At 41.8% G+C, this 15,266-nt stretch carries 11 protein-coding genes, 1 other RNA gene and 1 other annotated feature; of the genes, 11 read left to right on the top strand and 1 reads right to left on the bottom strand.

The features are described 5' to 3' along the window. Positions 1-1,536 (bottom strand): stage V sporulation protein B, encoded by a 1,536-nt coding sequence (gene spoVB / locus ACSVDJ_RS12585; protein WP_439169997.1) that lies wholly within the window; start codon positions 1,534-1,536, stop codon positions 1-3. 115 nt (positions 1,537-1,651) lie between these two features. Between spoVB and ACSVDJ_RS12580 the strand changes: the two genes are divergently transcribed. The 11 genes from ACSVDJ_RS12580 to ssrS all read left to right on the top strand — a co-directional run bounded on the left by ACSVDJ_RS12580 (position 1,652) and on the right by ssrS (position 15,251). Next, the gene (locus tag ACSVDJ_RS12580) at positions 1,652-1,963 is read left to right on the top strand and encodes a post-transcriptional regulator (RefSeq protein WP_439169998.1); all 312 of its coding nucleotides are present in this window, start codon (positions 1,652-1,654) and stop codon (positions 1,961-1,963) included. Between the two features lie 142 nt (positions 1,964-2,105). After that, complete coding sequence (secDF, locus tag ACSVDJ_RS12575; protein WP_439169999.1) at positions 2,106-4,367, top strand: protein translocase subunit SecDF; 2,262 nt, start codon at positions 2,106-2,108, stop codon at positions 4,365-4,367. Between the two features lie 309 nt (positions 4,368-4,676). Then, the gene (locus ACSVDJ_RS12570) at positions 4,677-4,976 is read left to right on the top strand and encodes a LapA family protein (RefSeq protein WP_439170000.1); all 300 of its coding nucleotides are present in this window, start codon (positions 4,677-4,679) and stop codon (positions 4,974-4,976) included. Positions 4,977-5,073: 97 nt separating this feature from the next. Next, positions 5,074-5,364, top strand: a complete 291-nt coding sequence (locus tag ACSVDJ_RS12565) for a hypothetical protein (RefSeq protein ID WP_439170001.1) — start codon at positions 5,074-5,076, stop codon at positions 5,362-5,364. Positions 5,365-6,140: 776 nt separating this feature from the next. Beyond that, positions 6,141-8,255, top strand: a complete 2,115-nt coding sequence (gene recJ / locus ACSVDJ_RS12560; protein ID WP_439170002.1) for a single-stranded-DNA-specific exonuclease RecJ — start codon at positions 6,141-6,143, stop codon at positions 8,253-8,255. Next, the gene (locus tag ACSVDJ_RS12555; protein ID WP_439170003.1) at positions 8,246-8,761 is read left to right on the top strand and encodes an adenine phosphoribosyltransferase; all 516 of its coding nucleotides are present in this window, start codon (positions 8,246-8,248) and stop codon (positions 8,759-8,761) included. The genes recJ and ACSVDJ_RS12555 overlap by 10 nt, the downstream gene beginning before the upstream one ends. A gap of 166 nt (positions 8,762-8,927) precedes the next feature. Continuing rightward, entirely contained in the window at positions 8,928-11,117 is a 2,190-nt protein-coding gene (locus ACSVDJ_RS12550; RefSeq protein WP_439170047.1) for a RelA/SpoT family protein, read from the top strand. Positions 11,118-11,129: 12 nt separating this feature from the next. After that, the gene (gene dtd / locus ACSVDJ_RS12545) at positions 11,130-11,570 is read left to right on the top strand and encodes a D-aminoacyl-tRNA deacylase (protein WP_439170004.1); all 441 of its coding nucleotides are present in this window, start codon (positions 11,130-11,132) and stop codon (positions 11,568-11,570) included. Positions 11,571-11,638: 68 nt separating this feature from the next. Then, positions 11,639-11,863: a binding site (T-box leader), on the top strand. Positions 11,864-11,939: 76 nt separating this feature from the next. Beyond that, positions 11,940-13,217, top strand: coding sequence for a histidine--tRNA ligase (hisS, locus tag ACSVDJ_RS12540; RefSeq protein ID WP_439170005.1), 1,278 nt, complete (start codon positions 11,940-11,942; stop codon positions 13,215-13,217). A gap of 1 nt (position 13,218) precedes the next feature. Beyond that, entirely contained in the window at positions 13,219-14,994 is a 1,776-nt protein-coding gene (aspS, locus tag ACSVDJ_RS12535) for an aspartate--tRNA ligase (protein WP_439170006.1), read from the top strand. Between the two features lie 67 nt (positions 14,995-15,061). Beyond that, positions 15,062-15,251: non-coding RNA, 6S RNA (gene ssrS / locus ACSVDJ_RS12530), on the top strand. Positions 15,252-15,266 lie beyond the last annotated feature (15 nt).

Genomic DNA, 15,266 nt, shown 5'->3' with positions numbered 1-15,266 from the left:
TTATTTCTTAAAGCGTAATTTTTCCATGTCTTGTTTCGTAATCAGCCCTAATAGAAGGGCAAATAGCATATAGATAGTGGCTGTGAACGTTCCTCCTGCAAGTAGATAAAAAAGTCCGTGAGCTTTTTCTGCTAGAAAATGATTCATCCAGTCGCTCAAAAAGAAAATAGTAATCAAGACCACTAGGAATTTGCCTAATTGCCGCAAATCAAGTGAGAGCGATATTTGTTTAAAGACACTCGCTAAATGTAGCAGGGTGACTAGTAAAATACCGACGGCCATACCGAGTGCGGCTCCATATATTCCAAATTGCGGCTGAGAAGCAAAGATATAAATGACAGCAAGCTTTACAACGGCGCCAATTAAGCTGTTAATCATCGCTGTATTGGCTAAATTTAATGCTTGTAGCACCGCTTGCAGCGGACCTTGATAATAATAAAATAAAAAGAAGGGCGCTAATAGCTGAATAAATCGGGTGCCGTTGGTAGAATGATACATAAATTGCATCAGTGGTTCGGCGTATAAATATAACAGCAAGACGGCGAGGCCACCGGAAACTAAGCAAAACCGAAGTGCCTCTTGAATGCGATGTTCGAGCAGGCGATGTTGTTTTTTCGTATAAGCTTCGCTAATTGCTGGAACGAGGGAGGTAGACAAAGCGAGTGTCACAAATGATGGCAAAAACATAACAGGCAAGGCGTACCCCGTTAACACTCCATATTCTTTTGTCGCGGTCATCGCGGCGACTCCCGCAATCGCTAAGCTATGCGTCACGACGATCGGTTCAAAAAACCAGGAAAGTGAACCAATCATGCGACCACCTGTTGTCGGTATGGCTACTTCTAATAGCTCTTTTGCTGTTTCTTTTCCAGAATGAACGGCGGTAAAAAAACGCTTCCGTAAGCGAAAGTTCTTTTTGATCTTAAACATCGTCAGCAAATAAACGAGGGAAGCTAGTTCACCGATAGCGGCCGCTGTCATCGCTCCTGCGGCTGCATATTCAATGCCTAACGGTAGAAATTTCTTCGTTAAGACGACAATTAATAAAATGCGCGCAATCTGTTCGATGATTTGTGAATAAGCAGCAGGCTTCATATTTTGTTTTCCTTGGAAATAGCCTCTGAGAACAGAGGAGATGGCAATAATAGGGATAGTCGGCGTAATCGCTACTAATGGATAATATGTTCGCGGGTCCGTAAATAACACTTTTGATAAAGTTGGCGCCATCAATAATAAAAGTGGTGTGAAAATGAGAGACAATGAGAGTGTGATCGCTAGCGAGACAGCAAGAATTTTTTTGACTTTGCCATGATCTCCTTTAGCTAAAGCGGCGGCGACACTTCTAGAAATGGCCACAGGGAGACCGAATTGTGTGATGGTGACTACTAAGATGAAGGTGGGAAACACCATCATGTACAAGCCTACACCTTCTTCTCCGATCAATCGGGCAACAACAATTCGATTAATAAATCCTAAAATTTTCGTAATAAATATTGAGACCATTAAAATCATGGTTCCTTTTAAAAACTTCGACATCTTTCTCCCTGCCTTCTCAAAAAGGATGAATTGCTTTACAATATGATATATATGCCTACATGGTGGGCAAGCATGACAAGTTCATCAGTTCTTCTAGTTAAAGGGGATGAGACGTTTGGCAGATAAACACCCTTACGAAGTTTATTATCAGCAACTGTTGCCGGTGTTGAAAAGTAAAGTAGAGGAGTTTCGTCTATTAAATTATGGGACGATTGATATTCCGTCTTTATGGCAGTACTTAATACAAAAAAAGTGGAGAAAGCCAGAACAAGAAGTACATATTTATAAGCTAGTCGCTGATATTGTGTCAACGAAAGCGATCGATTATATGAATTTTGCCACGGTGGAGGCGTATCGATCACCCCATTGGCTAGAGGAAGTTAATCGAGAGGAACTGCAAGAATTATTCCGTCCGAAAAAGCCGTGATGCATAAAATTGACACGAGTTATTTTCTGTTTCATAATAGTTTTGTTGAGGAATTCTGGTATCCTTTTACCAGAATTTTTTAAATATTGTCGGGTATATTCCATATTTTTTGAGTTTTATATGATTAAGGAGGAACTACATAATGGTAAAACGCAGCCGGATCGTAGCCTTTTTTCTTATCGTACTGTTATTAGCTAGTACGATTGGGCTTACGGCGAAGGACATCGTGAAGGATATTAAGCTCGGGCTAGACCTTCAAGGAGGGTTTGAGGTTCTTTATCAAGTCGAGCCGATGAAAGGTGAGAAGATCACAAAAGAAATGGTCACAGACACCGTCGATGCGCTAGATAAGCGGATTAACGTGCTAGGTGTTAGTGAGCCGAATATTCAAGTAGAAGAAGGCAATCGTATTCGGGTGCAGCTTGCGGGTGTAGAAGATCAAAATGAAGCGCGCGAGTTATTGTCCACTCAAGCCAATCTGACTTTCCGTGATGTTAATGACAAGCTCTTGATGGACGGAAAAGATATTGTGGCTAGTGGCACGAAGCAATCATTTGATCAAAAAGGAAAACCAAGCATCGCTGTCAAGCTGAAGGATAAGAAGAAATTTAAAGAAGTGACAGAGCATGTGTTAAGCTTAGCACCGATGAATCAGATGGTCATTTGGTTGGATTTTGAAGAAGGAAAAGATTCCTATGTGAAGGAAATTCAAAAGAAAAATCCGAAGTTTATTTCTGCAGCTACTGTTGGAGAAGTATTTGATACGAATGAAGTTAGTATTACAGGGGATTTCACTTTAGAAGAAGCGAAAAACTTGGCGTCGATCTTAAAGGCCGGTGCTTTACCTGTTAAGTTAAATGAGATTTATTCCACTTCAGTTGGCGCTTCATTTGGGGAAAAAGCCCTAGATCAGACGGTTCTAGCTGGTATTGTAGGTATTGCGATTATTTTCCTATTTATGCTGTTCTATTACCGTTTGCCAGGCTTAGTTGCTACGGTGACGTTGTCTGTTTATATTTATTTAATTTTATTAATTTTCGACTGGATGAATGGGGTATTAACGCTCCCTGGTATTGCAGCCCTCATCCTTGGGGTTGGTATGGCTGTCGATGCCAACATCATTACGTATGAACGAATTAAAGAGGAAATGAAAGTAGGTCGTTCGATTAAGGCGGCGTTTAAAGAAGGAAACAAAAACTCTTTCTTAACGATTCTTGATGCGAATGTGACAACCGTTTTAGCCGGTGCCGTTCTATTCTATTTCGGAACAAGCTCGGTGAAAGGCTTTGCGACAATGCTCATTATTAGTATCATTGTCAGCTTCTTAACAGCGATTTGGGGCTCACGTCTACTGTTAGGCTTGTTCGTTCAAAGTGGAATGTTGAACAATAAACCAGGCTGGTTCGGTGTCAGCAAAAAAGAGATTAAAGACATTAGTGAAAGCTATGACACGCTAGACTTACCAACGAAATTTGATCGCTTTGATTTCGTGAAGCATCATCGTAAATTCTTTATTGCTTCAATGGTAGCGATCGTAGCGGGAATGATCGTTCTTAGTGTATTCCGATTAAATCTTGGAATTGATTTCTCAAGCGGAACACGCATGGAAGTGATGGCCAATAAACCACTCACAGAAGCATCAGTGAAAGCAGAGTTAGAAAAAGTTGGTTTAACGACTGACGATATCGTCATTTCAGGAGACAAGAAAGACTTAGGAGTGACACGTTTTAAAGAACCACTGACACAACAAGAAATTGCAAAAGTGAAAGATCACTTTGCCAAGCTATATGGTGCTGAGCCAAATATTAGTACTGTTTCCCCCGTCGTTGGGAAGGAATTAGCGAAAAATGCGATGAAAGCTTTAGCAATTGCGTCTGTAGGAATCGTGTTATACGTTACTTTGCGCTTTGAAATCTACATGGCGTTAGCGGCGATTGTCGCGTTACTGCATGATGCATTTTTCATTATCGCCTTTTTCAGTTTAACGCGTTTAGAAGTCGATATTACGTTTATTGCTGCCGTGTTAACGATTATTGGTTACTCGATTAACGATACGATCGTAACATTTGACCGAATGCGTGAAAACTTAGCGAAAAAGCGTAAAATCAAAACAGAACAAGAGCTCGAAGACATCGTCAACCAAAGCTTGCGTCAAACATTAACGCGTTCAATCAACACGGTGTTAACTGTTGTCATCGCAGTTATTGCCCTACTCGTTCTCGGAAGCAGTTCGATCTTGAACTTCTCGATTGCGTTACTAGTCGGCCTTATTTCTGGAACATACTCTTCCCTCTTCATCGCAGCTCAACTATGGCTCGTATGGAAGAAAAAAGAACTAAAGAAAAAAGGCACACTTGTCACATACAAAGAGAAAAAACAATGGAGCGACGAACCGCAAGTGTAAAAAGAAAAGCGGAAGCGGACGTTTAGGCTCGGCAGTCATAAGATGGATCGCTGAAGTGGCGTTCTTTGCCACACAGGCGAGACAGCTTATGACCGAGAGCCTGTCCGCTGTAGCTGGACAAAGAAAAGCGGAGCCGACTTCAGTTGAAACATAAAAAACACGGTCAAAGATTTTTTTATCTTTGACCGTGTTTTTTTATATGTATGGATAAATAAACTCTTAACACATGAGATTGTACCCCTTATTATATGGGTATAGTATAATTTGAAATACAATGTGTCTTTACTTTTTCAGAAAGGTGGGGGATGTATGAAAGGGCAATTTAATTTATTGTTAGGCGTAGTTTTCGCACTTATTATTTCTATTTTTGCTGTCATTAATGTAGCCCCAGTGACGGTTAATTATTTGTTTGGGCAAGCGGAATGGCCACTTGTGCTCGTCATTCTTTTTTCTGTCTTGATGGGTGGGGTTATTTCTGCTTCATTAAGCGTATTCCGAACAATGGGTCTAAAAAGACAAAATAAAGTATTAATCCATGAAGTTGAACAGTTGAAAGAAAGAATAGCTAGCACGACAAGTGAAAAAATGGATCAAAAAGACCTGAAATAAGGTCTTTTTTTCGTCTGGATGAGAGGAAGGAAACAAATTCTGCGCATTGAAACCCGATTTTCCCTCTTGTATAATAAGAAGGTTGAGGGGTGACGATATGTTAAAACCAAAAACCCGTTGGATTGTTCGACAAACGGACGAGGAAATGCGAGAGCAATTATGTGAAAAATTAGCGATAAGCCCATTATTGGCTTCGTTACTTATTAACCGTGGCATCACTGATGAAGAGACTGCCCGGCATTTTTTATTTGATAAAGGCAATGATTTTCACGATCCCTTTTTATTAAAAGGAATGGCTGAAGCTGTTGAAAGAATTCGAACAGCGATCAGCAATGAAGAGCCGATTCTTATTTATGGTGATTATGACGCGGGTGCGACACGTTTCTAAGTGAAAAGCTTAGGCACCAGGTTAATTTAGTTACCTGGGAGAACTGATTTCTTGATAGGTGGAATGATAGGGTAACGCCTTGAAACGCCTACTCTGATACTCCGACATGCCTTTTCAAAGGTTAAATTGAAGGGTATGAAGCTCGGTGAAGTCGGCAGAGAGATACCGTAAGTAAGTGAATACCTAGGAAGTAACTTGCACGAAAGCTGTCCAGAGGTGGATGGTGTATCCTATATGCCGGGAGTCCATAAAGTATCTATGGTTAGAATGTGCTGCATAAGCACTGACGAATCTCTGAATGTACGGGTCTAGACGTAGATGTTGCAGAAATGTAACAGGTGGCAGTGCCATCGTATGTGTGGGTAAGTAAGAATCTGGCGTTATGAAAGCCCATAGCTTGTTACAGGCAAGTTCAAGCATAGAGGACTATAGGAGGAACCTAAGGATACATGGAAGGATAGAGAAATCGGAACGTGGAAAGCGGAAGATGTGGAGGTATTAACCTACCTATGAAGCAGTTTGGTATATAAAGGGGTAACCTATTAAAACTGATTAACTTTCCGTGAGAGTGGAGCTACGGTACCTTTGAAGCCGTGATAATAAACGGTGGAGGGATAGGCTCTAGTCGGAACTTTCAAAGACTTATAAATGCATAACAGACACAGAAGTGAATTCTGTTAAGTTATGTAGATTACAAAAGTTTTGAATGTTTTTCGATGGAACGCCGTGTGAGGTGAAAATCTCACGCACGGTGTGAAGTGGGGGAAAAGCCAGAGATGATATCAAAGGCCTACCTATCACTATACGGCGTAAGTAGTACATCTGTCATGATGACCGTTTTGCAAGATTTAGGAGCGAATGTGGAGTTTTACATTCCGAATCGCTTTACGGAAGGGTATGGTCCGAATGAAGAGGCTTTTCGTTGGGCTTCTGATAGCGGCTTCCGTTTAATTATTACCGTGGATACTGGTATTGCTGCAACTAAAGAAGCAAGATTAGCGAAGGAGCTAGGGCTTGATTTAATTATTACCGACCACCATGAGCCAGGGCCAGAATTGCCGGAAGCGTTGGCAATTATTCATCCGAAGCATCCAGAAGGAGACTATCCTTTTGGTTATTTAGCAGGAGTAGGAGTGGCTTTTAAAGTTGCACATGCTTTATACGGAGAGGTTCCAGAGCACTTGCTTGAGCTAGTAGTGATTGGAACGATTGCCGATCTTGTTCCGTTAACTGGCGAGAATCGTGCGATTGCAAAAGCCGGTTTGAAGAAGTTGCAACAAACAACTCGACCAGGGATTGAAGCGCTATGTAAGCTGACAGCAACAAAAAAAGAAGCGATCACCGAAGAAACAATTGGCTTCATGATTGCTCCGCGTATTAATGCAGTAGGCAGGCTAGCTGATGCTGATCCGGCCGTTGAATTACTGTTGACGCCAGATAAAGGGACGGCAGAACAGTTAGCGAAAGAAATTGATGCGATGAACAAAGAACGCCAAGCGATTGTGAACGAGATTACAGCGGAAGCGTTAGCGATGGTAGAAGAAAATTATCCGATTGAGCAATATCCTGTACTCGTCATTGGGAAAGAAAATTGGAACCCAGGTGTTATCGGGATTGTCGCTTCTAAGCTCGTTGAAAAATTTTATCGACCAACGATTGTACTTAGCTTCGATCGAGAAGCTAATACAGCTAAAGGGTCAGCACGAAGCATTGCTGGCTATGATTTATTTAAAAATTTATCGACATGCCGCGAGCTGTTGCCGCATTTTGGCGGACATCCGATGGCAGCTGGGATGACGCTGCAACTGTCCGATGTGGATGAGTTGCGTTCGAGACTTTGTCAGTTAGCGGAGGAACAGCTAACAGAAGAGGATTTCGTTCCAGTCACTGAAATTGATGTGGCTGTGCCACTGCCAGAAGTTAATTTAGATGTTGTTGAACAGCTTGAAGCGCTTGCGCCATATGGAGTGTCAAATCCGAAGCCTAAAGTATTAATTGAAGAAATAGGGCTGTCTTCTATGCGTAAAATCGGCTCAGATAAAACGCATTTAAAGCTTCAATTAGACGATCAACAAGCGTCTCTTGACAGCATTGGTTTTGGTATGGGGCATTATGCTGATCATATTGCGCCCCTATCAAAGATTTCTGTCATTGGCGAGTTGGCAGTTAACGAATGGAACAATATTCGTAAGCCACAGCTTTTTTTGCAAGACCTTCGAGTCGATACGTGGCAATTATTTGATGTGCGTGGGCATCGTCAATTCGAAAAATGGTTGGGGCAAGTGCCGCAAGATCGGGTATTGATTGTGTTTAACAAAGAAACGATCGCGGAGTTAAAGCTCGACCGCTGGCAAACGGAAATCATTGAAGTCGCTGACGTAGAAGCAGCGAAACAAGTTGAGGCTCATCAAAAAAATATCGTATTGATTGATATGCCACCTTCTAGTCAACTTATAGAAGCTTTGCTGACAAATGGTCGACCGGAGCGGATGTACGTTCATTTTCATCAAAAGGACAACCACTTCTTTAGTACGATGCCGACGAGGGATCATTTTAAATGGTTTTACGCTTTTTTAATGAAGCGACAAACATTTGATTTACATCGCTATGGAAATGACCTAGCTAAACATAAGGGCTGGTCGAGAGAAACGATTGATTTCATGTCGCAAGTGTTTTCTGAGCTAGAATTTGTTACAATAAATAATGGAATGATGGCATTGCACGAGACGGCTGCGAAGCGGAACTTAACGGAATCGCCATCGTATCAACATAAAAAAATGCAAGTGGAATTAGAGAATCAATTGTTGTACTCTTCCTATCAAGAGCTAAAAGATTGGCTGGAAGAGCGTTTGTCTGTCGATGATAAGGAGGAAATTGAGACATGGATTTAAGACAATTCATCAAAATTGTTCCAGATTGGCCGAAGCCGGGAATTAAATTTAAAGACATCACCCCATTAATGGAGAGTGGTGAGGCATTTCGTTATGCAACGGATCAAATTGTGGAGTATGCGAAAGAAAAACAAATTGATTTAGTGGTGGGTCCTGAGGCGCGCGGCTTTATTGTCGGCTGTCCGGTTGCTTACTCTTTAGGCATTGGCTTTGCGCCAGTTCGAAAAGATGGAAAGCTGCCTCGTGAAACCGTGAAAGTCGAATATGGCTTAGAGTACGGGAAAGATGTACTCACGATTCATAAAGATGCGGTGAAGCCGGGACAACGTGTGTTAATTACCGATGATTTACTAGCGACAGGTGGAACGATTGAAGCAACAATTCAACTAGTAGAACAGCTTGGCGGAGTAGTTGCGGGAATCGCTTTCTTAATTGAGCTTGAATACTTAAATGGACGTAGCAAATTAGACGGCTACGATGTATTAACGTTGCTTCCATATGAGTAATAAGAAAATGGGCACTTTATGTGTCCATTTTTTATATATAGATTTAATGTTTTTTAGAAAATGTGTAAGATGGCTTTACATCTCTTCTTTTTTTTTCGATAATAGGAACAATTAGATTCTTTTTGAAAAGAAAAATATTTTAAACATGGCAAAGGTGAGTAAATATATGGCGAATGATCGGGTGCTAACCGCCGAACAAGTGATTGAACGAACGAGTGCGTATTTAAACCCAGAACATGTAGAGTTTGTGCGAAGAGCTTATGAGTATGCGCAAGAAGCACATAAAGAACAGTATCGCAAATCAGGTGAACCGTATATCATTCACCCGATTCAAGTAGCAGGGATTCTAGCTGATTTAGAAATGGACCCGGCTACAGTGGCCGCTGGCTTTTTGCACGATGTAGTGGAAGATACAGAAGTGACACTTGAGGATATGGAGAAAGAGTTTGGGGCAGAAGTGGCGATGCTAGTAGACGGCGTGACCAAGCTCGGGAAAATTAAATATAAATCAAAGGAAGAGCAGCAGGCAGAGAATCATCGGAAAATGTTTGTGGCGATGGCGCAGGATATTCGCGTAATTTTAATTAAATTAGCCGACCGTTTGCATAATATGCGAACGTTAAAGCATTTGCCTCAAGAAAAGCAACGGCGAATTTCCAACGAGACGTTAGAGATCTTTGCTCCGTTAGCTCATCGTTTAGGGATTTCCAAAATTAAGTGGGAGCTTGAGGATACCGCTCTTCGTTATTTAAATCCGCAACAGTATTATCGGATTGTCAATTTAATGAAACGAAAACGAGCGGAACGTGAGTTGTATTTAGAGGAAGTCATCAATGAAGTGAGAGATCGTTTAGATGATTTAGAGATTAAAGCTGATTTATCTGGTCGACCGAAGCATATTTATAGCATTTACAGAAAGATGGCGCTTCAATATAAGCAATTTAACGAAATTTATGATTTGTTAGCGGTGCGAATCATTGTTAGTAGTATTAAAGATTGTTATGCGGTGCTTGGCATTATCCACACGTGCTGGAAGCCGATGCCGGGGCGCTTTAAAGATTATATCGCAATGCCGAAGACGAATATGTATCAGTCGCTTCATACGACGGTGATCGGGCCTAAAGGTGATCCGTTAGAAGTGCAAATTCGTACGACGGACATGCATCAAATTGCTGAATATGGGGTGGCTGCTCACTGGGCGTATAAAGAAGGACGCACGATTAACGAGAAGGCTTCTTTTGATAAAAAAATGACGTGGTTCCGCGAGATTTTAGAATATCAAAATGATTCAGCGGATGCTGAAGAATTTATGGAATCGTTGAAGCTAGATTTGTTTTCTGACATGGTGTTTGTATTCACACCTAAAGGAGATGTGATCGAACTACCAGCAGGTTCTGTCCCGCTTGACTTCGCTTATCGCATTCATTCAGAGATCGGCAATAAAACGATTGGGGCAAAAGTGAACGGAAAAATGGTGACGCTCGATTATCAATTGAAAACGGGCGACATTATCGAAATTTTAACGTCGAAGCATTCTTACGGCCCGAGTAAAGATTGGCTGAAAATGGCTCAAACTTCACAGGCGAAAAATAAAATTAAACAGTTTTTCAAAAAGCAAAATCGCGAAGAAAACGTGGAAAAAGGCCGTGAGCAAGTCGAACGTGAAATTAAAAATATGGACTTTGACGTCAAAGAAGTGATCACTCCAGAAAATGTGAAGCGAGTGGCAGAGAAGTTCAATTTTTCGAACGAAGAAGACATGTATGCTGCGGTCGGGTATAACGGGATTACGGCACTTCAAGTAGTCAACCGTTTAACAGATAAGCTACGAAAAATGCGTGATCAAGAAGCGGCAGTTCAGGAATCGATGAAAGAATTGAAGCCGCAAACAACATCTAGTAAGAAAAGTTCGGGTGTGACGGTGAAAGGAATTGACAATTTGTTGATTCGTCTATCGCGCTGCTGTAATCCAGTACCTGGTGACGATATCGTGGGTTATATTACAAAAGGGCGTGGAGTATCGGTTCACCGTTCAGATTGCTTAAATGTCATGGATGAAGAGTCGGCTAATCGCCTCATTCCGGTCGAATGGGAGGGCGGAATTGATCAACAGAAAGAATATATGGTCGATATTGAGATTTCTGGATATGATCGTCAAGGTTTGTTGAATGAAGTATTGCAGGCTGTGAGTGAAGCGAAAACGAATATTTCCGCTGTCTCTGGCAGGTCAGATCGCAATAAAGTGGCGAAGATCGACATGACGATTTATATTCATAATATTAGCCATCTTCATAAAGTGGTCGAGCGAATTAAACAAATCCCGGATATTTATTCCGTGCGCAGAATTTTACATTAAGGGTGTTGGATAATGAAAGTGGTTTTGCAGCGAAGCAAGCAAGCTTCAGTCACAGTCGAAGGTGAAATCGTGGGCCAAATCGAGAGCGGACTCGTGTTGCTCGTCGGTGTAACGCATGAAGACAGTGAAGAAGACGTCAATTATTTAGCAGATAAAATTGTTCATTTGCGAATTTTTGAAGATGAGGCAGGGAAAATGAATCATTCCTTGCTGGATGTGGGTGGTTCGATTTTATCCGTTTCTCAGTTTACTCTTTATGGCGATTGCCGCAAAGGACGACGACCGAACTTTATGGCGGCAGCAAAAGGAGAGCAAGCGAAGCAGATGTACGATCTGTTTAATGAGAAATTGCGAGAAAAAGGTATCCATGTCGAGACAGGCACATTCGGGGCAATGATGGACGTGTCCCTTGTCAATGATGGACCTGTGACGTTAATTGTAGAAAGTAAGTAAATGTTGAAAAAGAAGCTTGAATGCCTATATAAAGTTTTTTATAATAGGAGCAATACGAAAAGTAAATGAATCAACCGTTGAGGGAGAAAAGTAGTTAAGAACCGCTTCTGTAGAGAAGAAATGCCTTGGCTGAAAGCATTTCCGTTGCGACTTAATGAACGAACACTCCTTAGGTTTTTCCTTGAATACAATAGTAGAGGAAAACGTGTAGCAGGCGTTAACTGGAAAAGTGAAAGCTAGATGATTAGCTTTAACTAGGGTGGTACCACGGGAAATAAACTCTCGTCCCTTTTCTTTAGGGATGAGAGTTTTTTATTTTGGCAAAAAACGCCTGTTTATTACAAGATTGAATCAAAGGAGGAAATGATTGTGAGTGTAAACATTCCGCGCGGCACGCAGGATATTTTACCGGGAACGGTAGAAAAATGGCAATATGTTGAGCAAATTGCCAAAGAAGTATGCCGCAAATATCAATATAAAGAAATTCGAACACCGATTTTTGAACACACAGAATTATTTCAACGGGGTGTAGGAGATACGACGGATATCGTTCAAAAAGAAATGTACACGTTTAAGGATCGTGGTGATCGAAGCTTAACGCTTCGCCCAGAAGGCACGGCAGCGGTTGTCCGTTCATTCGTCGAAAATAAAATGTTTGGCGATCCGAATCAACCGATCAAGCTATTTTACAATGGGCCGATGTTCCGTTACGAGCGTCCGCAGTCTGGCCGCTATCGCCAGTTTGTTCAATTCGGGATTGAGGCGATTGGCAGTGAAGACCCAGCGATCGATGCGGAAGTATTAGCGCTTGTGATGGATATTTACAAAGAGGCAGGATTAAAGCAAATAAAGCTAGTCGTCAATTCCTTAGGGGACCCAGAAAGCCGGACAGCACATAGAGAAGCACTAGTTCAGCATTTCGAGCCGAGAATTGGAGAGTTTTGTGATGACTGTCAAAGCCGTTTAGAAAAAAATCCGTTGCGAATTCTTGATTGTAAAAAAGATCGCGAGCATGAGTTAATGGCGACAGCTCCTTCGATTCTTGATTACTTAAATGATCATTCCCGTGCGTATTTTGAAAAGGTGCAAAAATACTTAACAGACTTGCAAATTCCTTTCGTTGTTGATGCTACGCTCGTTCGCGGCCTAGATTATTATAATCATACGGCATTTGAAATTATGAGCGATGCAGAGGGATTCGGTGCCATTACTACTTTATGTGGGGGTGGCCGCTACAACGGATTGGTAAGTCAATTAGGAGGCCCAGATGTACCTGGTATCGGCTTTGCTTTTAGCATCGAACGATTGATTGCTGCGATTGAAGCAGAAGGCATTGCTTGGCCGGTTGAAAATAGCTTGGACTGTTATCTCGTTTCTCTTGGAGAGGAAGCGAAAGATTGCACGGTGAAGCTATTGTATGATTTACGCCAGGCAGGTATTAGCGCGGAAAGAGATTATCAAGACCGCAAAATGAAAGCCCAATTTAAAGCGGCGGATCGCTTAAACGCTCGCTTTGTAGCGATTCTTGGAGAAGATGAGCTACAAGCTAATAAAATAAACGTAAAAGATATGCAAACTGGTGAACAGCAAGAAGTCGCGCTGGATCAAGTAGTAGACGTATTAAAAACGATGATGGAGGCAAAATAACATGTTTGGAAGATCGTATTATTGTGGAGAAATAACAGAGAAACAAATTGGAGAAAAGGTGACGTTAAAAGGGTGGGTACAACGTCGAAGAGATTTAGGTGGCGTTATTTTCATCGATTTTCGCGACCGCACAGGTATTGTGCAAATCGTATTTGACCAAAAAACGTCGGCAGAAGCTTTGGCGTTAGCTGAAAAGATTCGTAATGAATACGTACTTGATATTCAAGGAACAGTCATTGCGCGTGATGAAAGTACAGTAAATGAAAATATTGCGACTGGAAAAATTGAAATTGAAGTAGAACAAGTCACAATTTTAAGCGAAGCAAAAACACCTCCATTTATGATTGAGGATGATATGGAAGTGTCAGAAGATATTCGTTTAAAGTATCGTTACATGGATCTTCGTCGCCCGGTGATGTATGAAACATTCAAAATGCGTAGTGACATTACAAAAACGATGCGTGATTATTTAGATGAGAACGGCTTCCTTGATGTGGAAACGCCAATTTTAACAAAAAGTACACCAGAAGGCGCGCGTGATTATTTAGTACCGAGCCGTGTGCACGAAGGCGAGTTTTATGCGTTGCCACAGTCTCCACAAATTTTCAAGCAATTATTAATGGTATCTGGATTTGACCGTTATTATCAAATCGCTCGCTGCTTCCGTGATGAAGATTTACGTGCGGATCGTCAACCGGAATTTACGCAAATTGACATCGAAGCAAGCTTTATGAGCCAAGAAGATATTATGGCGATGACAGAAGAGATGTTAAAGCGTATTATGAAACGCGTGAAAGCTGTAGAAATTACAGAAGCCTTCCCGAGAATGTCTTATGATGAAGCGATGAGCCGTTTCGGTTCAGACAAGCCAGATACTCGCTTTGGAATGGAGCTAATTGATGTATCCGAGATCGTCAAAGGTTCAGGCTTTAAAGTGTTCGCAAGCACAGCATCAAGCGGTGGTCAAGTGAAAATGATCAACGTAAAAGGCGGCGGCATCGACTACTCTCGTAAAGATATCGATCATTTAACAGAATTTGCGGCGATTTACGGAGCAAAAGGTCTTGCTTGGATGAAGGTAGAGGAAGATGGCTTAAAAGGCCCAATCATTAAATTCTTCACTGAGGAAGAGCAAGCGCAAATTTCAGCGGCAGCAGAAGCGACAGCTGGCGACTTACTTATGTTTGTAGCGGATAAAAAATCAGTCGTAGCGGACGCTTTAGGCGCACTTCGCTTGAAGCTTGGAAAAGAGCGCGGCTTAATCGATGAAAATCAGTTTAACTTCCTATGGGTAACAGATTGGCCATTGCTTGAGTTCAATGAAGAAGACGGCCGTTATTATGCAGCTCACCATCCATTTACGATGCCAGCTCGCGAAGATTTAGCGATCATGGATGAAAACCCGGGTGCGGTGAAAGCACAAGCGTACGATATCGTCTTAAACGGCTATGAGCTAGGTGGCGGATCGATCCGTATTTTTGAGCGCGACATTCAAGAAAAGATGTTCAAGCTTCTTGGTTTTACAGAAGAGGAAGCGAAAGAGCAATTCGGCTTCTTACTTGAAGCATTTGAATATGGTACACCTCCACACGGTGGAATTGCGCTTGGATTAGATCGACTAGTAATGCTATTAACTGACCGCACAAACCTTCGTGACACGATCGCATTCCCGAAAACAGCGAGCGCAAGTGATGTCCTAATGGACGCACCAAGCGAAGTAAGCGGCAACCAACTAGAAGAATTACACTTAGCCGTTCGATTAACAGCGAAAAAATAATCGAATGTTCAGATAGTTAATTAGTTGAAATGAAGAAATCGATATGTTATCATTACTTCAATAACGGTAAGTCCTGATGTGTTCGTTTCATTTACTATCTGTTTTGACCGAACAATATATGTTTAGGGAGTCCGGGTTTGTAAGCAGCATACACGCCTCCATGGCTTGAGGACGTATAACACTTACTACAGGACACCCACCTGCGAAGAGCGGGTTCAAAACATATAGATCCATAGGACGGCACGATTGGGACTTACCCTTCTTCTTAAATA

The sequence above is a fragment of the Bacillus sp. Hm123 genome (assembly GCF_051842975.2).
Taxonomy (GTDB): Bacteria; Bacillota; Bacilli; order Bacillales; family Domibacillaceae; genus Bacillus_CE.
Note: the sequence above shows the minus strand (reverse complement) of the source record. Positions and strands in the feature narration are given on the sequence as shown.

Excerpts from the sequence above, each read along its gene's own strand:
- ACSVDJ_RS12565 (WP_439170001.1), top strand. The coding sequence starts at position 5,074 with ATGTTAAAACCAAAAACCCGTTGGATTGTTCGACAAACGGACGAGGAA.
- recJ (WP_439170002.1), top strand. The coding sequence starts at position 6,141 with ATGATATCAAAGGCCTACCTATCACTATACGGCGTAAGTAGTACATCT.
- aspS (WP_439170006.1), top strand. The coding sequence starts at position 13,219 with ATGTTTGGAAGATCGTATTATTGTGGAGAAATAACAGAGAAACAAATT.
- dtd (WP_439170004.1), top strand. The coding sequence starts at position 11,130 with ATGAAAGTGGTTTTGCAGCGAAGCAAGCAAGCTTCAGTCACAGTCGAA.
- secDF (WP_439169999.1), top strand. The coding sequence starts at position 2,106 with ATGGTAAAACGCAGCCGGATCGTAGCCTTTTTTCTTATCGTACTGTTA.
- ACSVDJ_RS12555 (WP_439170003.1), top strand. The coding sequence starts at position 8,246 with ATGGATTTAAGACAATTCATCAAAATTGTTCCAGATTGGCCGAAGCCG.
- spoVB (WP_439169997.1), bottom strand. The coding sequence starts at position 1,536 with ATGTCGAAGTTTTTAAAAGGAACCATGATTTTAATGGTCTCAATATTT.
- ACSVDJ_RS12550 (WP_439170047.1), top strand. The coding sequence starts at position 8,928 with ATGGCGAATGATCGGGTGCTAACCGCCGAACAAGTGATTGAACGAACG.
- ACSVDJ_RS12570 (WP_439170000.1), top strand. The coding sequence starts at position 4,677 with ATGAAAGGGCAATTTAATTTATTGTTAGGCGTAGTTTTCGCACTTATT.